Genomic DNA, 22,761 nt, shown 5'->3' with positions numbered 1-22,761 from the left:
GTCTATTCTTTTAATTAATAACAACATTTGATAATTCTTGAAGCGAGTTAATGGCAGCTCTAATAACCGCATTTTCAGGTGTGTCAGGAAATTCGTCTTTTATTTGATTATATAATCTAAGGTTTGCAATGGTTTTTGCTTTATTTTGGATAGCAGTCATAGTTCCGCTTCTAATTCCAATGGTATTGTTTACTAGATCATCTATTGAACTATTTATTATGCTAACTCTTGCTCTGCTTGTAGTGCTTATTTCGTATGAATTAATATTTGTGTCAACCGGATTATTTACAGAAAGTGTAGCAATATTACCTCCGGCTTTTTCAGTATAATTATTTCCATTTTTTTCAAGTAATACAGCTTTACAATCTAAAGTTCTCGGTACAAACTGTTCTGCTTCTCTAATTTCTTTAATTGTAGGATCTGCATCATTTGGCGTATTTAAGTTTCCAATATAATTTTTTGGTTCGACAGAGTAAAAAACTATTGCTCCTGATTGAACAGCTGCTTTAACAAGTGACTCTACAGATCCTTCATGTGCACTGTTTCCTTCTCTTGACAATGGAGTCATGTTTTCCCATGTTCCAGGGCCATGTGTGTTATGATTTAATAAATGACCTCTAATGTAATAGCTACTTCCTCCATTTTTGCGTTTGGCAAGTTTGTCAAATAAAGCATGACTTCTTTGTGTAGGTTCTGAGCCTTCGGGACCTTTTTTTGTAAGTATGGATGCGGTCATTTTTTTAGCGACGATATCTCCGCCTTTGCTTTCTTGTTGTTGATCAATTACAGATTCGGGTAATTCAGCATCCGATACACCAAAAAGAGATTTTGCATGATTACTTAGTTGGTTTAATAAGGCCTCAAGTTCTCGTTTTTTTCTTTCGCTATTTGCATTTTCTTCCGCAGGAGTTGGTGCAGCAACAGATTCTCTCTTTTTAGCATCAATTTGCCCAGCAATAATTAAGGCTTGAGCTTTAGAATTTGTTTTCACAGGATCATTACCAACATCAACTGAAGTTATAAATGTTGTAAATGCTGTTGGATTACTAGCTATAGTTAAAACAGGCGCATTTTCATCTCCCGTAAAATATAAAGTATGATTTTCTCCATTATCAGCAACAAATTCTTTTCGTATTCCGAGCCATCCCAAAATAGCATCTCTTACACTTGCACCCATTGCCATAGCTCTGTCTAACAATGCCATTCCTGTATCTACAGCTCTGTTTACCAGCCATGTCAATGCCTCATCAACCATCTGGCGGACAGCAATAAGCATTTCGCCAACTCTTGCTCCAATACCAGTTAAACCAACTTGATTGGCCAAGAAGCCTATTACAACAGGCATAGCTTGTCCCATGGTTCTTTCTAGATAATCCGCAGCTGTGGCAACATTTCCTCGAGCTAAATCAGCTACACCATTGACAAACGAATTGACCACTTCGAGCATTTCACGCAAGTATTTTATAAAACTTTGAATCGCATTAAAGAATGCCATAGCACCGTTTATAACAGCCATGATTCCCGTTGGGTCTAACATGCTTAAAAGTCTAGCGGTAATTCTATTGACAATACGTTCCATGACAAAGTTTTTCACGGCATCTAGAACGGTATTCCATAAATTGCTTAGCTGTTCTTGTATTTTGTCCCAAATGGCTGCCATACCGCGTTCTTGAACATCTTTGATGAATGTCCAGATACCTTCGAGCGTATTAATCATGCTACGAATTCTAGCTACTCTTGCAGGACCAATACGCGGATGTGCGGCTAGTTTTTCCCAAATTCTTTCCATGGAGATATTCAGCACTTCCATAATCCAGGTAATAACACCGCGTAGAGAGAAATCAGTTAGAACTGGAATATTAGCATCTTTTAGCTCGCTCATTAGCCAGCCTGTTACACCATTGATTAAATGGGTAACGATATTGTCAAAGAATTGTACGAATCCTTGTTTAAGCGCTCGCAGTATATTTTTTAAGAAACCAATTGGATCTTTTTTAATGTCATCAATAGCTTCTAAAGCTCTTGTAATGATATTTCCGATGAGATCGAATGGGAAATTCATTATTTCGAGAATGGCCATAATAACGATTCTAACAATTTCTGCCACAAAAGCAATTAATCGGCCAATAGGTTCTCCAAATTTCTCGATGATTCTCATGAAGGCATCTATTGGATGAATAAGGTCATCAATAGACATAGAATCCCAAATATCGGTAAAGAGCTGTATAATAGATTGTGGCGTCATGTTGAGCGTCTCTACTGCCGCTTCAATTTCGCCTGCAATTCTGGCTATTGCGCCAGATTCCACCATTTGTGCATATTGTTCTTCTCCGCCATCCATAAGGCTCATGAAACCTCTTATCATATTTGGAACTGTGCGAGGTACAACTTCTTGTGTAAAAGGATCTTTTCCGATAATTACTTTTACAAGCGAATATCCTCTTACGGTAGCGGCCTGAGCGGAAAGCCATCCTAATAGTGACTCCTTAACAAGTTCTAATACTTTTAGCGCCACGCCCGAAGCAAAATCCCAAACTCTTTGCAGGAAGTCTCCAGCTTGAGTGGCAAGCGCAGATAGATTATCTGCAATATTGACCAAATTGGATGGCTGAATTGCATCCCAAGCTGCGGTGATAAGTCCGCGAAGTTCACCTAATAAAGAATTAAAAGTTCCTACCTGAGTATCAAGCCAATCAGCAGTTTTTTGAAGCGTGCCTTTTTCGCGCATTTGCTCAAGCTCAGTTTGTTTGTCTATCAGGATTAAGAAATCTTCTAATATTTCTACCGTTGTTGCATTTACTGCCTCGTCGCGTAACGGATCATACTTGATTATTTTTTTGATTAATGACCAAGCTTTGTTTTCTGCCAATAAAGGTTCAGCAACATTAATCAAAGCTTCTTTAATCCAAGTAATTACCTGATCAACTGTTGCGCTTACAAAAGAAGTTATTCGATTAACAACTTCATTGAATTTTTCTGTAACTAAATCAATTATGCCTGTAAAAGGAAATGATACCTCATCCCAAACTTCTTCAACCAAATCAAGAATACTGTCAATTGTTAGTCCCAGTTCTCCTAATTTTCCTTCTACCCAGTCAAAAACCTGCTGTAAAATTCCATATTCCTGAAGCTTGTCAAATATGGCAGTTCCAAACGGAATAAGCCCCATTAAGCCTTCAACGAGATTAATTGGAGTTCGCTCTACATCAACTTGTCGTAAAGGATCGTAACCGATAATAACAGTAAATAGGGTGTAACCTGGAACGTGTCGTGCACCATCAATGATCCAGTCGGGAACCAAATCGAGGAACGAACCTTGAACCATTTCGGGAGCAGGGGAGATAGGTTCGGGTTTTTTTCTAATTGCCGCTCCTTGCTGTACGGTATGCGTTAATTCGTGCGCAAGCAAATGTTTGCCTTCCTTCGAATTTGGATTGTATTTTCCTTCGTTAAAATAAATATTGTTTCCAGTTGCAAAAGCCTGAGCACCTAAATGCTTATTCATTTGAACAGCATTAGAATCATTGTGTATGCGGACATTGCTGAAATCGGCTCCAATGCCAGATTCCATTTCGGTTTTTACTTTTCCTGATAGAGGAGAACCTCCACCTTTACTGCTGTTTAGTTTGGACTCGATATTTGAATTATCGGTAGGATTGGCATCGCCAGCGGCACTTTTTTGCAGTTGTTTTTCTTCGTCTGAATTTTGTTTCTCTTCTTCTTTTTTCTGCTGTACATTTTCTTCTTCACCTTTATTTTGAATTAAAGGTTTGATTGATGGAGTGCTTTTTGAAACCGTTTCTGGTTTTTTGACTTCTTTTTTATTTTGAACTGTTTCTTCTTTTTTCTGGACTTTATCTTCTTGCTTACGCTGAATTAATGATTTTGATCCAGAAAAAGCAGGATTAGCTTCTCGTTTTTCCGTTACTCTAGAATCAAGTTTGTTTTGGATTAAATCTGTTTTGAGCTGTACAACAGGTGTTATGGTTTGCGCAGCAGTTTTTTGCTGTACTTCTTTATTTTTCTCTTCTTGTTTTTGAGCATTTCGCGCCAATTTCTTTTGCACTACTGGCGACGGAGAAAAGAAAGAGTCTGCTTTTGGCGTTTGTTTATTTGCCACCACATGGTCTGCGACTCTGTCGGCTTCTACTTCAAATTTATCGTTAGATTTTCCTATATTCAATTTTGCCTGAATACCAAAGAAAGAATCCTTCCCTTTGTCATGATTTGACGAGGAATGTGAAGGATTTGATTTTGATATTTGCTTGAATGCCGGCATCTCTAATTGGTTACATTAAAACTTCCTTTTAAATTTGGACTACCTCCAGGATTAATTACTTGAACTTCTACTTTAAAGAAGATGCAATCTTTGGTTTTTACAGCAAATGATTGTGTCTCTGTTTTGCCAACATCATATCTTCTGCCAGTTTTATGAATTGTTCCTCCTTGTATGGCAGTCAAGAGTATATTGTAATGTTTTGCATTATGTGGAGTAACCCAATTTGCAGTAGATGTTATTTTAAAATTGCCTTTTGAACAGAAAGTTGAGGAAGACATAACGGAATCATTAATATTAAATTCGTTATTATTTTGAGGTAATTGAAATGCTTCACCGCAACAATTATCACCACCACCTTTTTGTCCCACAAGTTTATTGTCTAAAGCTCCTATAGTTTCCGGTCCCACAATACCGTCAATTTTATTTAAACCATTTTCTGCTTGAAAGCCGATTACTGCATTTCGTGTTTCGCTTCCAAAATCGCCGTCTGCTCCAAATTTTGGTAAACTTTGACCTGCTTTCATTAGACCTTGCTGTAATTCTGAAACATATTGTCCTTTTTGACCAGTAGAAATAAGCATCTGATTATCATTAGCTTTTTCCAACGGAGGATTGCCTTTAAACTGTGGATTTTCAGGTCTCTCTGCGTGTAGATCTTCAGAATGGTTTTCTATTGATGATTTTTGTATTGTTCCTGATTTTTGTTTGGATCCAGTCTGCTGAATCGTATGCGTGAGTTCATGTGCCAGCAGATGCTTACCTTCTTTGGATTCTGGATTGTATTTTCCTTTGTTGAAATAAACATCATTGCCATGTGTGAAAGCTTGTGCGCCCAATTCTTCGCTCATTTGAACAGCTCTGCTGTCGGTGTGAATGTTTACACCGCTAAAATCGGCTCCAAAACCCGATTCCATTTCACGCTTTGTGTTTTTGTCCATGGTATTGCCGCCACCTTTTGAGCTGTTGAGATTACTTTCGACGTTTTCGTCAACTGAGTTCGATTCTTTTAGTTTTGCTTGAACCGATTTTTCTTCTTTTTTCTGAGCCTTTTTTTCTTCGTTTTCACATTCCGCACATTTTTTCTGTACTTTCTTGTCTTCTTCCTTATCCGATTTCTTTTGAACCTTTTTGTCTTCTTCTTTTTCTCCCTTTTTCTGAACTTTTTTATCTTCTTCCTTATCCGATTTCTTTTGGACTTTTTTGTCTTCCTCTTTTTCGCCTTTTTTCTGTACTTTTTTGTCTTCTTCCTTATCCGATTTCTTTTGGACTTTTTTATCTTCTTCTTTTTCTCCCTTTTTTTGCAGAGGCTGTTCCTGTGCTAAGTCCTTTTTTTGAACTGTCGATATGCTTTCCGCAATAGGTTTTTGCTGTACAGCTTCTTCACTTCTCGATTGCAGTAAACCTCCAGTTTTACGTTTGTTCACTACTTTATCAGCTACATTGTCGGCTTCTACTTCATATTTGTCTCCTACAGCGCCCGTAGTTAGTTTCTTTTGAACTTTTGGCCCAAAAAAAGTAGAAGAGGAGTGATTGGCTATTTTCTTTTGTTCAAATTCTCTCATGATTGTTATTTTTCCGTTTTGAAATACTAATTTGTTTCACTAAACAAACTGCAGATTATTCGCAATAACACCTTCTTTCTCTAATGCATTTTTTATTTGCTTATACCAGTACGGAAATATTTTAGAGAGACGAAGTTCAATTTCATCAACAACATATTTGTCATATTTTTTCATTCCAAAAAAATGAGAATACCCAATAGTATCGGCATGTTTTCCTTGTTCGGTTAGATTGTCACCTTTCAAAAGCATTGTCGGATTATTGTTTTTATAATTCAATAGAGATGCAAGGGTATATTGTTCAATTAAAATGCAGGTTTCATAACCTTCTTGTTTTAATTCAGTAAAGCTTTCGTGGTTTTCTATATATATTTTCTCCAAGTCATAGTAGCTTTTTATAAATTCATCGCGGAGCTTGAGATCGTTAAAACCAAATATGCCGCAGTTATAAGAATAGCCCAGATTGTTATGCAAATAAGGAAGATTTTTAGTGTATCTATTAAAAAACTCTACCTGTTTCTTATAATGGATTTCATAAGTATCTTCTTTGCGCTCTACAATAACATCATCGAAACTAAATTCAATTTTTTTCTTAATAAATATGTCGGTGTCTATGTGAACAAACGGTGTGGTTTGCAGTTCCATAGCCTTAATTTTCGATTTCATCCAAAGCTCAATTCTGTTTTCGTTTTGCACTTTGGTAACGGCACAAGGAAGCATATACAGGAATTTATAGCCTATTTCATCTACATAAAGCTCAATCTCGTCATACCACAGATGGCTATATAATACACTTAGAGCAGTCATGTAGACAGTTTCTCTAAGTTTATCTCCCATATTCCATCTGTTATGTATTATAGGAAGCACATCAAGGCTGTAAATCATCTTGTGTCGTTGTTTCATATCGTTTTATTTTATGCTATGCCTTCTTTCTCTAAAGCATTCTTTACTTCTTTGTACCAATGCGGAAAGAGTTTAGAAAGCCTATTTTCTATTTCCTGAACAATGTCAATCCTGTATTTTTTTTGACCAGCAATGTGCGTATAACCAATTCTATCTGCCAGTTGGCTGTTTTCGAACAAGTTTTTTTTCCAGAGCAATAATGTCGGTTTGATATTTTTATGATGTAATAATGCAGCCAGATTATATTGCTCCAAAACAATGCAAGGTTCTATTCTTGTTATTCCTGGATTATTATTTTTTATAAAAATTTCTTCTAAAGCATAATAGGCTTTTAAAAACTGATCCCGAAGTTCTAAGTCTCTAAAACCTAATACACCACAATTGAATGCATATCCTAAATCTGGTTTCCAATAATCTAAATCCTGAGTATATTTATTAAAGAAATCCAAGCGATATTGATACATACCGTACAGTTCGTAATCATTCTGTTCAACAATCACTTTATCAAAATCAAAATTTATTTTTTTCTTTATAAAGGCATCATTATCAAGATGAATAAAAGGTTTAGTTTGTTTTTCCATAACATCAATCTTCGATTTCATCCAAATAACAGCATCTTTATTGCTGCTAATTTTAGTCACTCTGCAAGGAAGCATATACAGAAACTTATACGCCGTTTCGTCAGCATAAAGTTCAATGTCCTTATACCACAAATGGCTGTATAGTATGCTTAGAGCAGTAGAATAAATCGTTTCTTTAAATTTATTGCCTTCATTCCATCGATTATTACTGATAGGAAATGCATCTAAGCTGTAAATTATTCTAGGCTCTTCCTTCATAAAATATTTTTTTTGATCGTATGAATTAAGTTTTTCTCTTCCAGAAAAGTTACATTGTTGTACAAAGAAGCTTTTCGGCTGTGCTTATACAATCGTTTCCACTGATAATCGACACCTTTAACTTCTGATGTATTGAGATGTATTTCTGTGTTATGATTTTTTTTGCTTTCATCAAATGAAGTATGCCAGACCATTTTTCCTAACAAAGGCGATTGTATATAGGTTGAATTAGAAAAATCTCTTTGAAAGCTGTCTATATTAATTGAATTTTCTCCAACTCTGAAAATATGAACCAGCGCTTCTCCATTTTTTGTTTTATAATATTTAGAGAGATATCTTTTGGTTTCTAATTTGCTGATCATGGGCTGTAAATCCAGTTCGTTTTCAAAAATCAGATCTATGTCATTAATGGCAATATCATAATACTCGCGAAGATTGAGATAGTCTGCAACACCTCCGCAAAAGACTACTTTAGAAAGATTTACATTATTGAATAAAAACTCTAAAGCCATTTGCTGAAGGCTGCGAATATTTTTTTTGTCGTATTCTAAAAAAGAGGTGTTATCAATATTCATATTTCTAATATTTACCAGTTAACATATATGATTCGTTTTTTCCAAGCTAATTTGATGATGCTCAAATTCCAGTTTAATTTGTCTAGCAAAATATCTTGTGTTTTTCGCTCCATGGTGATTACAGGACTTTCGTCACCATTAATATCTAATTTCCCCGGGCGTTGCAAGAATTCGTTTTGAAGCAATTCTGCCGATGATTTTTTCATGATATCCCAATTGCTTAAAACAGCTTGCAGCATTGTGAAGGCTTCTTTTTTCATTTCTTCAGAGAGAACAATGTTTCTTTCAATAGGTTCGGCTATCGGAATATTGCATAAAAACTTTTCGAAGACCATAGCATTTTCATAATCCTGTTCTTTTCCTGTTGCTGCATAATGCAAGAGATGTGCGGCAACTTCAGGATCATTTATAGTATTGTCTTTATTGAGCAGTTTGCAATTTTCAAAAAGAGATTTTAGAAAGGGATGAATTAATACTAGACCTGCATTGTCAACATATGATTCGCTAATAATGTCATTCTCATCAAATCGGTCTTCGTTTTTGACTTTTTCTTTCTCCAAAGAAGGATCCTTTTTATCAATTGCTCTTTCGTGAGTGTCAGGAGTTTCTTCTTTTGATTTATTTGACAGGCTCTCGCTACTTTTATTACCATCGATAATAGTAGTATCTTTGCTTTTAAACAAAATAGAACTCTGATCTTGCGCTAGATTTTCATTGTTTTCCTGATTTTTCTCTGATTCTGTTTTTGCGTCGTTTTCTGCTTCTGTCAGATTTTCTGTTTTCTTTGCATTTTTCGTTTCTGTCTCACTTTCAACTTTCGCCTCATTTTCAATTTTTGCTTGAATTTCTGCTTCTCTTGCATTTTTTAACTCTGTCTCAGTTTTTATAGTAACTTGATCATTTGAGGCAGTATTTAAATTTGTTTCTTTTCCTTTTAAAATAACTTGGTTTAGTTTTTTTTCGATAATCGAAACAATAGCATCAAAATTTGCCAGTAATTCCAGTTCGTTTTGGTTTTTGATCTGATTTTCAATTTCTTTTATAAAAAGCTCTTTGTGTTTTAGAAAGATGTTTTTTTTATGGAATTCAAATACGCTTAAAATCAATCTGAAAAGCTTTTGTTTGACAATTGAATTATTCGTGCTGTTTATCTCCAAAAGGCTTAAAAGAACTATTTCCCACATCAAGAATCTTTGATTTGGAATCAGTTGATTTTTGACAAAATTGGTTTCAATATGTTTTTGTATTGATTCAATGCAGGTTATTTTTGCTCTGCTATCGGCGCTGTTTTTTTTGAGGAATATCCCTTTTTTAATGACGTTTATGATTTGGGTGTCGCTAAATTGCTTTATAAATCGTGTTCTCACAATTGGTTTTTGGAATGCATTTTTCCATTTAAAAGAAAAGCTTTCATTGTTTAAGATTTCGCTAAACGTTTTGTCTTCAAATGCTTTAAAGTCATTATCTAAAGTTGCCCACCAAACATTTGTGCCAGTTTCTAGAAAATGAAAAAAGCTTTCTATTTCTTTTTCTTGCGGTTTAATGAGTTTATACCCTTCAATGTTTTTTTCTTCTCTTTCAAAAACTTCTTCAACTTCTTGAGTGATTCTTTTTAGGATTTGCTCTTTGAAATTTTCGAAATCTAAATTTTGATTTATAGTAATGTCAAGGTTGAGTTTGTCTAATTGTATGCTGCATGAAGGATTTTTTGAATCGACTTCGTTAAAATAATTTTCTAAAAGCGTGAATACTTCTTTTTGCAAAAACGCATCAATATTGTCCTTGAGATAATATCCTTTCTCTTTAGAATTGGTATTTATCTCAAGGAAAACTTTACTGATGATATGTTTATTTAAGTTTTGCACTAGCTGTAAGGGCTTCTAGTTGTATGTTTAATGCGGATATTATAAAATCGATTTTTAGAAATATCTTTTGCATGCTTGTCAAAAACTCTTTCAATGATCCATCTTGATCGGTGTTGAATTTTATTTCGACGAAACTTTTAAATAAATTATTGAAAAGTAGTTCTGTTGGGATAATCTGTTTTTCTGATGCTTTCAGTGTTTCCGGATCTTGGCATCTCAAAATCGTATAAAACAAAGAAGTGTTTATCGATATAAGGGTTTGGACCGCAGCAATCTGATTTGGATTTTGCTGTCTGATCGCAGAGGCCACAACTGTCGATATAAAATTGAAATATTCTTGTTTAAATAATTCATTCAGCATAGCATTTGACTTGCCAGCAATGTAGCTTTCTAGATTTTTTTGAACTTCGACCAGTCTGTTTTCAGTTTCTGCAATAAAGTTGATAGTGTCTTTGTTGAATTTGTTTATAACAGAAGTTTCTTTTAAACTATAAATTGTTACAAGTGAATTATTTATAAATAAACCAGCATTGTCAAGACATGGATTTACTTCAACTGGTTTTCTAATTTCAATTGACCTTGGTCCATCGGTTACCGAACCACATTTGCCTTCAGCAATTAATGAAACAGAAATAGAAGATTCGTTGTATAAAGAAATTGGTCTTGTTATGGATTCTTTTTTATCTGTTTTTACTACTTCCTTATTAATTTCCCAGGTATACGTTACGGCGTTTATAGAATTGTTGTTTAATGTTAGAATTCCTGTTGTAGCATCTACATTGTAACTAAAACTAGCAGTAGGCAGATCTAAAAGTGTAATGGTAAGATTGGATGGTTTGTCGTCTATAAAAATGGTTAAGGTTTGGACATCCTTAGATACCGCGTCTGGAACAAACATAAATTTTTCTCCGAATGTGACTTGAACTCCTTCTCCTAAAATTTGTGCTCCTTTTACATTTGGTTCTAGTGTAAGCTCTACAGGTTTATCGTTTCGGCAAAAAGATATTTTGTTTACTAATTTGCCATCAACCAGCACTTTCGGATCTGGAATTTCAAAGCTCACCGGATGTGTTACTTTAAAATCGCAATTGCCATTGTCTGCATAAAGTGTAACATCAAATGTGAATTTCTTTTGCGATTCGCTATTATACTTGTAGATATGTGTTATTTCGGTTTTGTCATCTGTAACCCAATCGGTTTTGTCTCCAAAATCCCAAGTAAATTTATTTCCTTCAATATTTTCTCCAGTTATGGTAAAAGTAATTTCGGTTTCGTCAGCTCCTGGAGATTTTGAAGGAACAGCAGCAAAATCGAATTTTGGTTTTTCGAAAATGGTGATCTTACAATCCGTATCAAAATTGTTGACTGTAAAGGTTATCGGCTGGCCAATCAACTCTTTGCTGACTAAATTTGGGTCAAAAACAAGTGCGCCATATTCATTTACAGTTATTCCTCCGTTTTGATCAGGTCTAACATTGGCTTTTACAAAACCTCCAGAAGGAGACACTTTAAAAGGCAGAGGAAGTGTTTTGCTGTCAAAGCAAATTTTATCTACCGGTAAAGTAAGGCCTATATTGTTTTCATCACAACACAAATAAGGCAATGAAAAATCGGCAACAATTGGATTTAAAATCGGAATTCCTTCTGTGAATTTTTCAAAATCACCTGTTAAAGATGGTTTGCGGGTATTGTAATAGTAGTAATACGGCACTTTTTCTTCCAGATAAATCATTATAAATGTGCCTCCGGGAATTACACCTGCTTTATGCTCGTAACCATGATTTTTGTTAAGGTAATATTCGGTGAATTTCTGGATAGTTTTATCCAGTTCATTTGCATTTACTGATAATATCATTATGTTGAATCCAAGACCATTATCAAGTCTAATTTGCTGGATTACTTTTAGTGCTTCTTTGTAATTACGTCCCTGATGACCTTCAATTCTATAAAAATCACTGTCAAGATGTATTTCGAGCGGTTTTTTAGTATTCAATAAATCGTCATGGTAACTGACATTGTTTTTTTCTAACCCTAAAATGGTTTTATCAAAATCCCAATCCTTAATAAGCGAATCGTTTACGTTGTTGTAAAAAGGAATGGCTTTTTTGCCCAATTTACCCAATTGCAGAGAAGGTGTAATTTTTATAAAATCATACGACGTATTGTAATTTTCTAATAATTCTGCAGTTCTCAGAATAAGACTGTACATTCTTTGTCTGGCTGTGTTTTCGCCGTAGCATATTTTTATTTCTTCTTCAGAATCTTTAGGAATGTCTTCAAGGCAGTCATTGCAAGGAGTAAGACTTTCACTTGTAAGCAAAGGCGATTTGTAAAAAGCATGGCGAAATAGAAAGCAAGGTTCTGATTTGAATAGTTCGCCCAGCATTAAGTGTTTCGGAAAAGCATTAATATCAGGATAACAGTAACTATCCTCTAAATTGAGTAAAAGCGCTCTAGTTTCGTTGTAAGTGTCCACAAGATCGTTAAGCAGATCGTATCGATATTGAAAATCTGAAGGGAGTATTGGATCTCCATCAAAATTAAATAGTTCGGTTATGTTTTTTTGAATAACATCTGAAACTATCGGCATATTTAAGCCAGTCAGCAGTTTATTGTAGCCTTCCTGTAGTTTTTTAACAATATTGTTCTTGAAAATTCCTTTTGTAAAAGTCTGTTTTAAAGCTTCAAGATGAATAAAATCTTCTTTTTTTAGTACAATTCTGTTCGATTTTAGGTCTGGCAGTGTGTGGTATAAATTGACATAATTGATTTTGCCAATCATACTGTCATAATTCATTATTTTTTTAGCGACGTCTTTGCTGACAATTAAAACTTTATAATTGCCAACAATTTCCAATCCCTGATTGTCGCACGAAAGGCTTACGCAAAGGTCAGACTCTTTTTCATAAGATTCTAAATACAAAAGAATTACAGCATCTTTAAGCTCAAAACTTGTGTTTGCTTTAAATTGAGCTAAAGCAAAATTTAGATCTTTTTCTTTTTTTTGCTGGTCTTCTGTCAAGAGTTCAAAAAGAGGCAATTGCTGGTTTGCTCCACCGTAGAAAAAAGGTTTGTAATTCGCTTTTTTATTATCATAAACTTTGCAGTGTGTGTATGTTTTAGAATCAAAATCGATTTTTTTGTTTCCCAATACATCTGCCTGATATAACTTAAAAAGATCACCATCTGTAGTTATGCCACTTCCTTGAGTTATTGAAATCGTTTTTTGAGCGTCATTATAAGTTGGATAAAGTCCGCAAACTATACCAACGCCACTCAGGTAAACGCGCGATAGGCGATCCTGATCGTCAAAAAAATCGACAACCTCATTAAGGTTTCCTTCTGTAAGTACCTGATTCTTTGTGAATCGTCGGTATTGTGTTGTTATTGTTGAAAGTTTTGCTGACATGGCAATAGTTTTTTATAGTGATCCTAAATTTGTTTTTCCTAGTATAATTTTATCAGACAATCGCTCGTTTTCATCACTGCAGTCAAACAGTCGTCCTGTTGGGTAAACATTGTCCAGACTGGTTAGTGATTTAATAAAACTGATTAATTGTGGTTCTGGCTGCTCTTGATTCAAATCTGTTTTAGCGATTAAATAGTCTTTGTATGTTTTTTCAAACTGAACCAACTGGTTTTCTGCGGGGTCTTTCACATCTTTTTCCCTATATCCAATCCAGCATACTTTTGCTAAAACATGAGCTGGCAATTCTTCTTTAATTATTTTTTCTATATAATTTCTAAAATCGGTATTGGCAAATCGCAATGTATATCCCGGCAGAACAACACTCACACGGTAAGAGTAGGGATCTATGGGTTCGCAGTCACCGCACTCTTCGGCGCAGATAGGCATGAAAGTAGCTGGATTTACTGTAATCTGATTTACATCTGGACGCAACATCATGTGTTCTACCAAAAACATTCCTTCTTCGGTAAAATCTTCTTTCATGAAGTGAATCAAATCCAAAATCGATTTTTCTAAATCCTGAAGGTTCGTATAATATTCAAATCTGCGGGCAATAATGCGGTCTGGATTTTTCTTGTCAGGATTTATAATGTCATAAGAATATTTCCCAGCATCTGACTGCTGAATTAAAATATTATCGATGATAGATAAATCTGTTACTGTGCCATTTTTAAAAGCCTCTTTAATTTTATATTCCCGAGTCTGAATAATCTGTAATACAGCAAAATAAAGCTCTTTATTTGCAGCAGAAGTGTCAAAGTATTCAGCGGTAGAAGAAAGCACAATTTCATTATTTGTATCCACAATACGCCATCTATAAACCGATTGATTGTCTGAATCAATAAAATTGTACATCTGGACAAACGAATTGGAAAGATTTCTGCGACTATAATCTTTAATGCCAATAAGTCTCGAAATTCTTTTTTCTGCTCCTGAAACATTATTCGTATTCCATAAATTCGCGATGGGCTGTTTGTAATAATCAAAAGCATTCCCGCGTTCTTTGCTTACCACTTTATAATCTTTCAAAAAGTTTTCTTTGTCTCGCAATACGACTTGATCTGTAGTGTTGCCGTAAATGGTTTTATTGACAAAAACGTATTCTGAGAAATTCTCTGCAAAACGAGACAAGAGATGGTCTAAAATTTTATTTCTTCGTTCGATATTATTGTCCTGCTGGTCAAAAAGCAGTTCTGTAATGCTGTCGTCAGTGTAATTATCATATCCGTCTACAATTTCATTTGCTCCTTCGATATCTTTTACGACTTGAGTAAAGAGAGTTCGAGTCAAATTCCCGCTTACCGAAAGCAATTCGCTTACCTGACCTAATTGTTTAAAATAACTTCCTAATATCTGATCAAAAAACAAAAGATATCCTTTCAATTGTTTTGCTTTAGCTTTTCGTTCAACAGATGCTCTCGTTGGAAGACCCACTTCGCCAATACCATAGGTTTCAGGAAAATCATTTTGTATCGTGGTATAAAAATCGGTATTAAGATATTCGCCATTTGGTATTTCTAATTCTTTATTCTGGCTGGCGTTGGTTGTGGCTTTGTCTTTTTCGGCTTTTATAGCATCTAAATAAATTTTTACCTGAGCCTGATTGATATTCAAAGGCAATAATCCTTTGTTGTAATTGAAAACGCTTTTTACGCAAATAACTGGTTTTTGATACGGTGCAAGACAGATAAGCCATTTGTTTTCCAAGTCTTCGCCACCGCAATTTCCTAAAGAAATATCTTTAATCAGAACCACATCTGGCACCGACATGATTATTCTCATGATATCTGAAAGGCGCACTTCGTTTCTCAAATCGGCTTTAAGCAATTCTTTGGTATCAATAAAACCGTTCTCTAAAGAAGGACCATCAAAAATTTCCAGAGTCGAATACCCCTTGTCAATCATTTGCTTTAGCGAATAAAAATTGACCGTTGTAGATAAGTAACTTTCAAGAGCATGTATAACATTGGCATGAACCAATTCTTCGTCGGCTTCTGTATTTACTTCAATATCTGCGCATATTTTTATTGGGTAATCAACCACTTTTTTGATGTCTACAAGATCTTCGCAAAGGTTTCTATTTGCATGATACTGTTTTCTTATTTTTTCTTTAACAGCTTCTATTTCTGATGGTTTTGAACTATCAAAATCTACATACAAATCATATAAACCATTTAGCTCAAAAGATTTTCTTAAGTTATCTGGTAGATTTTCATAATCCTTAATGTCATAAGAAAGTTGATTTTTTTTGCAGTCAACATAAACCTTTTTCTCATGTTTGGCGAGCCAACAGTTTCGAACTCCTTTTATGTCTATAAATAGTTTTCGATAATCATTTTGTGTTACTGGACTTGATGATAGTACTTCTGAAGCCTTAAAAAACTGTTTTGGAATGCCTTTATTAATGTCATCAGAAGCTAATATATTTTCTATAGGAAGATTTAGTCTCATGCCAAGATCTGAAATGGCATAAGAAAGCATTTCTAGCATCGTAATACCCGGGTCATGCTCATTAAAATCAGTCCAAAATTTACTGCCGAAAGACTCGATATATTCGATTCCTTTTTTTCTCAAGTAAAAGAAATCCAAATCGTCCTCTGATGCTGATTTTTTAGGAATGGTGATATGTTGGTTTAGTATTGACATTTTTCAGGTTCTTGTGGGGTTATTTTTTTGCAAGTGTCTATTTGGGTGCTGATAATGTGGTTTTTAACAGAGACTAAGATATTCTTTGGGCTTGATGGTGATAACGTGGTTTGAAAATCTAAAAGAGGCACATTGGCTTCATTGTTTTCTGTATCTTTTAATGGCTGAGGCTGTTCCTTATTTGTTTTTTTATCAATGTATATTGCCATTTCCAGCATAGATAAAAAATCAACGTAATATAAATTTTCGATATATTCTATAACAACACTGCGCTGCAGTTCAACTCCGAAAATGATTTGTTTTGAAGTGTCAAATGCCCAAGGCGATAAAAATTTTATAAGATCTTCGTTGAGCTGTTTTTTATAGAAATTCTCATCGTATTCTGGATAAAACTTTACCTTCAGTTTTATTATAACTTTTTCATAATCAGGATTAATGACTTTTGCAGATACTAACATGGAGTTTTTAGAATTAATAAAACTCTCAATGCTGTTTAATGTGGCCGTGCTTACTCTTGGCTCATAAATATCGAATACATTTTTGTCTACGATATCTGGAATTACGACCAACGTTACTTTTCCCGGCGCTAAAAACGAAGTATCTGTACCTGAAATAAAAGTATGGTTAAGGCATTTTACTCTAAAAACATTTGGAAATTCCTGTAAAATAAGATGTTCATAATCCCAAAGTGTTATAGCTCTGTTTTTGTGGCGCAAGCGTTCGCTAACACGCAGATAATATGAGGGATCTGACTCTAATGGTTTTCCGTCAAACGAATTAAAAGGCTGTTCAATGCTTTTAATCTGCGGAACTCTGGTAATTAATTTAGATATTGTTTTCGCAGGCAATGTGCTGTCTAAATGGGCTAAATTGTTGTTGTTATCAAAAAACTGCGCGGTAACAACTTGAGTTTTCACATCAATCACTTTACAAACAGCATCATAAGCTTTGTGCATTTTTGCTTTTACCCAAATGGTATTGGCAGGAAACAGCGTATTGTTATTGGTCGCTTGTTTTGGAATACCAAATTTTACGATACCTGATTTTAAAAAGTTGTCGATGCCATTTGCTAAAATATCTTTGTCAAGATTTTTCCAGTAATTATCACATAATATGTACCATTCTACTTTTTGTATTCCTGTAAAAGTGTCAACGCTGGTGTTTTCGCTTCCTTCTAATATTTGGAACAATAATGAAATCTGCTGCGATATTTCGGCATCTCGAAGACCGATATAAAATTCACCTCCATTACAATAATCAGGAACCAGACAATTGGTAATTGGAGTAGAAGGATCTAAAATTTCTTTATGGATGGCTTGCTGTTTCAAGTAAGGATGTTCTTCCTGCTGGCCAAAAGGAGCTTCATGAAATAATTTTATTCGGTTAGATTCGTAGGCAGAAAGAGTAAAATCAATGTTTTCCTCAGGAAAATTAATACTTTCCTCAGCAGAATAATCCAGACTGATGCTTTCTACAACTGGCGTGTAAGGCTCATTTGGAATAGGAGTTGTAGACTCTTTCTCTATATTCATTATGGCCAAAGTATATACTTTTGGAAATAATGAATGTAAAAATGATTGATTTAAGGTCAATCGAATAGGACCGCTTTTGCCGAGTTCATAGCCTCCTTTTACATTGATATTTGATTCGAATGCATTATCTTCTTCATCATCAGCGTCAAATAAATTGACTGTTTTATCTTGTTCGTCCCAAACTTCTTTATCTAAGACAGATAAGGTTGCCTTAAAATAATTTTCTATAACAATTCCATGATCAGGGTCTATTTTAGGTGGTTCAGGTGTTTCTTCAACAGCTTCTATTGCATCGTTAATTTTCAGAGGAACTTTTATTTCCGAATTATTTTTTTTAGCAATTCCATCTTCAGGCTGGTTTGCATTCATTATTTTTTTAACGCTGTCCTTAACGAAAATGGCATCAATAAAACTCTGTTTGCTTATGGTTTCAAGGAAACTTTCTTTATAAGCTGCATAATGAGTTACAAATGATATAGGAGTGTTTTTCCACTTTATGTTAATATAGGCGTCAGTCCAATTTTTAGAAAAGATTTCAGGATAGTTTATGATAAACGAACTGTTTTTTTCAGGTTGAGTTGTAAAAGGGAAAAAAGGTTTTGCTACGTTTAGCAAGCCTGTATCACTTTCTAACAATAGAGATTTTACATCCTTAACCTCAACTTTTACGGCAATAGCAGTTACTGTATTTATAACTAAAGCTCTAAAAAGAGTATGTCCTTTTTTATCTTTCGTATTGATTAAAAATCGAATTACAGGAAGTTCTGTAGAGAAAAATTCGCCCAAAACTTTCTGATCGTAGTTAACAATTGCTGGATTATCTTTTGGTATCTGGAAAACCAATTTTAATTGGTTGCCGCTAATGGTTGAAGATACATTTACAGCTTTAAAAGGAAGACCGCTGCTAGGTTTAAAACCGCCAACCCATCCCTTTTTTCCGCTATATAAAATACTAATATTGGCTAGAAGATCCTCTACACTAAATGGACTCTTAAAAGTTAAATTTTGACCAAAAGTAATCGTGACCGCAATGTTTCTTTCACCTTCTTTAAGATTAAATAATTCTGAAGCTATTGCGAAACCTAGTTTAGCATCGCCTAGTTTTGGATATTTCTCTTCTTTGGAAGTGTATCCAAAAGGAAACCAGTAAGGAGCATCATCTTTTAAAGGTTCGCCCTTTCCATCTAGAGAATTGGCGATTTCGCTGTATTTTATTTCGCCAAGTTCAATATCATTATATACACTTTTTAAATACGCTATATTGGCTTTGTTGGAAATAAATTCTTCTGTGGTTTTGTATATTAATTTTTTGCCATCAGGATCTTTTCCTCCGTCAAGTTCTGTGTTTGCAGCGATTTTTTCTTCTGCGACTTTTTTTGCCAGCTCAAAAATGATATTGACTTTATCTGCTTTTGCTGGCAGTTTTTCAATTTGAAGAATGTCTTTATAGAAAAAATCTAAATGCTTTTTTGTGATGAGATTAAGTTTGTTTTGAGATAATTCCAATAACTTCAAGAAACACAAAAACAAGGTTAGGTGAGGAGTAAGGTCTTGATTTATCTTGGCAGTCGATAATGTTTTAGTGATGTCTTCTTTTAAAGTGGCATATTCTTTCTCCGTTCTTTTTGGAATAGTATCTTTTGTAAAGCCAAAATAGTTGAAAAACTCCTGCCAATTTCCTTCTGGTTTTTTATCGTTATTCGTGTCAAAAAAGTTGACTTCTTTTGCAAAATTATAAGCAAATAACAGCCAGTCTTCAATAGTAAAGTCATGAAGTTTTAGGTTGCTAGGCTCTAATGCATCACTAAAGCGTTCTTCCTGGTTAACTCCATTTCTTTTAAAAATAACATTGTCTATTTGGCTGCTGTTAGTGCTCATCGCTTATAAACTTTTAAACATTAGTGCCTTCTTCTTTGTAAAAAGGATAAACAAGATTGCTTCTTGAATTTGTACTTCTTATTCTGTAATCGATTATGACTAATAATTCTCCTTCTAAATCATCACTTTGTGTGATGTCGATTTTTTCAACATCAATTCGCGGTTCGTAATATAAAATCGCCGTTTTTATGAGTTCTGAAACATAAGTTTTGAGTGTTCTGTCTAATGTTTCAAAAAGCAATTCATCCATATTGCAACCGTATCTAGGAAGCATAATGCGTTCGCCAATTTTGGTCGAAAGCAATATCTCCAGACTGCTTTTGATGTCAGCTTCGTCAGATGTCATTACAACCGCTTTATTGTTTTTTTTGAACTCTGGCGGAAAACTCCATCCAGTACCTAAAAAAGCCTCTTTATTTTCCATAATTAGCCTATTATAACGGTTGGACATCCTAATATGATCGTTCCGCCATGCGCAGTTGAATCTCCCATTCTTGCTGCTGGTTTTCCTCCAATCAGCACTGTGCTTGAACCAGCTATAATACTATCTGGTGGTCCTGTGCAAACAATCATATCTCCTAAACAAGCTGCAGGTTGACCGCCTATTAATACTGTAGGCGAACCTGGAGGTAATATTGGTCCTCCGACATGAGGCACAGTTCCCGTTACCATTGGGCAAACATGCATGTCGTTAATTCTTGCTGCTGGTGCTCCCATAACTACTTATTTTTATAATTAACTTTTTATTTAAGTGTTTTGTAATAGAAAACAGAAGATGAGTTAGTTAATCTGTACAATGCTGCCTTTTACAATCGCGACTGCTGCCGATGACATTTCTGCACCAGCACTTCCTTCGGCTTTAAATTGGGCGGTAGCTTTTAGATTGACATTGGTGCCTTCAATTTTTACATCGCCTGTTGCTTTTATTGAAATATCACCTGCGCTTTCCATTTTTATTCCTGCACTGTCAATGGTAATCACGTTTGAATTTTCGTCTTCAACAACTATAGATCCTTTGTCTTCGTCCAGCGTTATTTTTTTTCCTGCTGGAGTTTCAATGGCAATTGATTTTTTATCATCATCAAAGAGCACTTTCATTTCGCTTCTTGTAAAAATCCCTTTTTGATGGTTATCGTCAGATGCTTTTAGCGGAGCAGGTTTTGCACTGCTGTGGAGCATTCCTAAAACAATCGCATCATTAGGATCTTCATTGATGAAGCCAATAATCACCTCATCTTCGATTTCGGGCCTAAAAAATGTACCTCTGTTATCGCCTGCATCTAAAGCTGCGACTCTGCACCAAATTCCCTGTTCTTCGTTATTGATAATTGGAATTTTTACCAAAATTCGGTCTTCGCCATCAGGATCGTCCTGAAGCTGGGTTACAATACCAATATGAAGTCCTTTTATGGACGGAATAATTCCAGAAGCCGATGGTGTATTGACATCATACGTTTCAGAAAACCATTCAGGATTTAATCCAAACTGCACGTTTACAGTCCAGTTACCGCTTGCTATTTCATGGAATACTCCAGTAACGTAAGCTTTGCCATTAAAGCGATCTCCAACGCCTTCAAGGGTGATAATGGTGTTGGGTTTTACTGCGGGAATACCTTGAAATTTTACTCTTCCGCGAACTTTTGACAGCTGTTGAAATAATAGTTTTGCATCGGCCCAATCTTGCAATTCGGTATCAGTAACATGACCGCCGTGTCGCAATTCTAAATTTTCCAATTTTACAATGTCTGATAAATCAGAAGCAGATAAATTTCCGTTTAAGCTTACACTCGGATCTTTGGCTTCAATTTCTAATAATTCCTGATTGGATGCATTCCAGCTGTAAGATGAAACTTTGGCAAACTGATTTCGAGCATCAATCTCAGCATCAAAGTCTAGCATAGTGGCACCAAAAGCAATAGTTTCAATTGATTCTGAAGTTATATCTGGTTTTTTTACTGAGATTTTGCCATTTTCAACAAAACATAATTTTCCATTAGCCTGAGCACGTGAGACAATAAAATCCCAGTCAGAAGTATTGTACTGCACTAACTCTTTGTGGCTATAATTTGTACTTTCTACATCTTTTTGCAAGCCGTAAGTGCCAATAATATCTTCAAAAGCATCACTGTCTTTTACGTCATAAAAATATTTGCTCTTTCTGCCGATAGTCATTTTTACGGCTTCATCTTTGCATTCTACAATCAACAGAGACGCATTGTCTTTTATTTTTATGGAATGTTTTACAACGATTCCCTTGTAAATAGTTTCTTCGTCACTGTGATAGCCCGCTTTGATTTCTATTTTTTTGCCTGGAATGAGCAAATCTTCATTGCTTAACTTAAAATCTCTTGAAGCAGCATCTCCATCGGTCAAAACAATTTGCGCCATAGGTATTCTGTTCACTTCATTATGAACTACAATGTTCATTACTTGGTAAACGCCAGACAGCTCAGTTCCCTCAATGAGCAATTTGTGCGTTACTAAATCGGCACTTTTACTGGTTTGTATGACGTCGCTATTGTTCATCTACTGTTGTTTTTGTAGTGGAGGGAAAAATATTTTTTGACCAATTTTTAATTTTCTGAAATTGATGAGCTTGTTGGCTCTTGCTACTTCGAGATAATATTTTGAATCGCCGTAGATCTTAAAAGACATTAACGGAAGCGTATCGCCCGCTTTTACAGTTCTAGTGTGTGTTAAATCAGGAGATTGATTGTTTTGCTGTTTGGCTCTTAATTCATCTTCAACAACTCCTTTGAATTTTCCTTTTGCAATAGCTCTGATAGGTGTTCCATCTGGCCTGAAAAGTTTATACTCAATGGTCATTTCGGTGAGAGATCCTTTAAAAAGCAGACTTCCCCAAGCAATTTTCAAATAATTTGGCTTGTGTTCTGTACCATTATATTCTAAAATTACTTTTCTAAAATGCTCAATGTCTTCAATAACACCGTTTTCGGTACTTTCTTTGCCAGCAATAACACCAGTTCGGTCAAAAACAAAATCCAATTCTAGTTCTTCTGGAGCAATTGCTGTAAATCTTGGCGCAGGACTGCTCGTTCCAGCGGCTTGAGTGGTATCTTGCTCGATTTTGTAATGAAAAGTATATTTCTCGGGATTCATCAAAGTAACGAACTCTTCAATATCCGAAATGGGACTATTGAACTGTGGATCGCTATAGGCAATAATCTTCAGTTTTTTTAATTCACCAGTTGTCAT

Annotated in this window: 13 protein-coding genes; all 13 read right to left on the bottom strand. The window is 35.0% G+C overall.

Translation table 11 applies throughout. From position 1 onward, the window contains the following. Positions 1-10: 10 nt before the first annotated feature. A complete protein-coding gene (locus DMB71_RS20300) occupies positions 11-4,279 on the bottom strand; it encodes an eCIS core domain-containing protein (protein ID WP_239453006.1) in 4,269 nt (1,422 codons plus the stop codon). 2 nt (positions 4,280-4,281) lie between these two features. After that, the gene (locus DMB71_RS20295; protein ID WP_111369355.1) at positions 4,282-5,841 is read right to left on the bottom strand and encodes an eCIS core domain-containing protein; all 1,560 of its coding nucleotides are present in this window, start codon (positions 5,839-5,841) and stop codon (positions 4,282-4,284) included. Between the two features lie 39 nt (positions 5,842-5,880). Next, the gene (locus tag DMB71_RS20290; RefSeq protein WP_111369353.1) at positions 5,881-6,741 is read right to left on the bottom strand and encodes a DUF6734 family protein; all 861 of its coding nucleotides are present in this window, start codon (positions 6,739-6,741) and stop codon (positions 5,881-5,883) included. Positions 6,742-6,752: 11 nt separating this feature from the next. Further along, positions 6,753-7,580 (bottom strand): DUF6734 family protein, encoded by an 828-nt coding sequence (locus DMB71_RS20285; RefSeq protein WP_111369351.1) that lies wholly within the window; start codon positions 7,578-7,580, stop codon positions 6,753-6,755. After that, a complete protein-coding gene (locus DMB71_RS20280; protein WP_111369349.1) occupies positions 7,577-8,155 on the bottom strand; it encodes a hypothetical protein in 579 nt (192 codons plus the stop codon). The genes DMB71_RS20285 and DMB71_RS20280 overlap by 4 nt, the downstream gene beginning before the upstream one ends. An 11-nt stretch (positions 8,156-8,166) precedes the next feature. After that, positions 8,167-10,020 (bottom strand): contractile injection system tape measure protein, encoded by a 1,854-nt coding sequence (locus DMB71_RS20275; protein ID WP_111369347.1) that lies wholly within the window; start codon positions 10,018-10,020, stop codon positions 8,167-8,169. Further along, positions 10,004-13,429 (bottom strand): hypothetical protein, encoded by a 3,426-nt coding sequence (locus DMB71_RS20270; RefSeq protein WP_111369345.1) that lies wholly within the window; start codon positions 13,427-13,429, stop codon positions 10,004-10,006. The genes DMB71_RS20275 and DMB71_RS20270 overlap by 17 nt, the downstream gene beginning before the upstream one ends. 12 nt (positions 13,430-13,441) lie before the next feature. Beyond that, positions 13,442-16,135: a hypothetical protein gene (locus DMB71_RS20265; RefSeq protein WP_111369343.1), complete on the bottom strand. Its 2,694-nt coding sequence runs from the start codon at positions 16,133-16,135 to the stop codon at positions 13,442-13,444. Then, positions 16,123-19,545 (bottom strand): baseplate J/gp47 family protein, encoded by a 3,423-nt coding sequence (locus DMB71_RS20260; protein ID WP_111369341.1) that lies wholly within the window; start codon positions 19,543-19,545, stop codon positions 16,123-16,125. Before DMB71_RS20260 ends, DMB71_RS20265 begins: the two co-directional genes overlap by 13 nt. Positions 19,546-19,558: 13 nt before the next feature. Then, positions 19,559-19,969: a GPW/gp25 family protein gene (locus DMB71_RS20255; protein ID WP_111369339.1), complete on the bottom strand. Its 411-nt coding sequence runs from the start codon at positions 19,967-19,969 to the stop codon at positions 19,559-19,561. 2 nt (positions 19,970-19,971) lie between these two features. Further along, positions 19,972-20,262, bottom strand: a complete 291-nt coding sequence (locus DMB71_RS20250) for a PAAR domain-containing protein (RefSeq protein ID WP_111369337.1) — start codon at positions 20,260-20,262, stop codon at positions 19,972-19,974. Between the two features lie 63 nt (positions 20,263-20,325). Then, a complete protein-coding gene (vgrG, locus tag DMB71_RS20245; RefSeq protein ID WP_111369335.1) occupies positions 20,326-22,071 on the bottom strand; it encodes a type VI secretion system tip protein VgrG in 1,746 nt (581 codons plus the stop codon). Continuing rightward, positions 22,072-22,761 (bottom strand): CIS tube protein, encoded by a 690-nt coding sequence (locus tag DMB71_RS20240; protein ID WP_066034801.1) that lies wholly within the window; start codon positions 22,759-22,761, stop codon positions 22,072-22,074.

Origin of the sequence: Flavobacterium tistrianum (assembly GCF_003254545.1) — a bacterium.
Taxonomy (GTDB): domain Bacteria; phylum Bacteroidota; class Bacteroidia; order Flavobacteriales; family Flavobacteriaceae; genus Flavobacterium; species Flavobacterium tistrianum.
The sequence above is the reverse complement of the archived record's forward strand: the minus strand, read 5'-3'. Positions and strand labels throughout refer to the sequence as shown.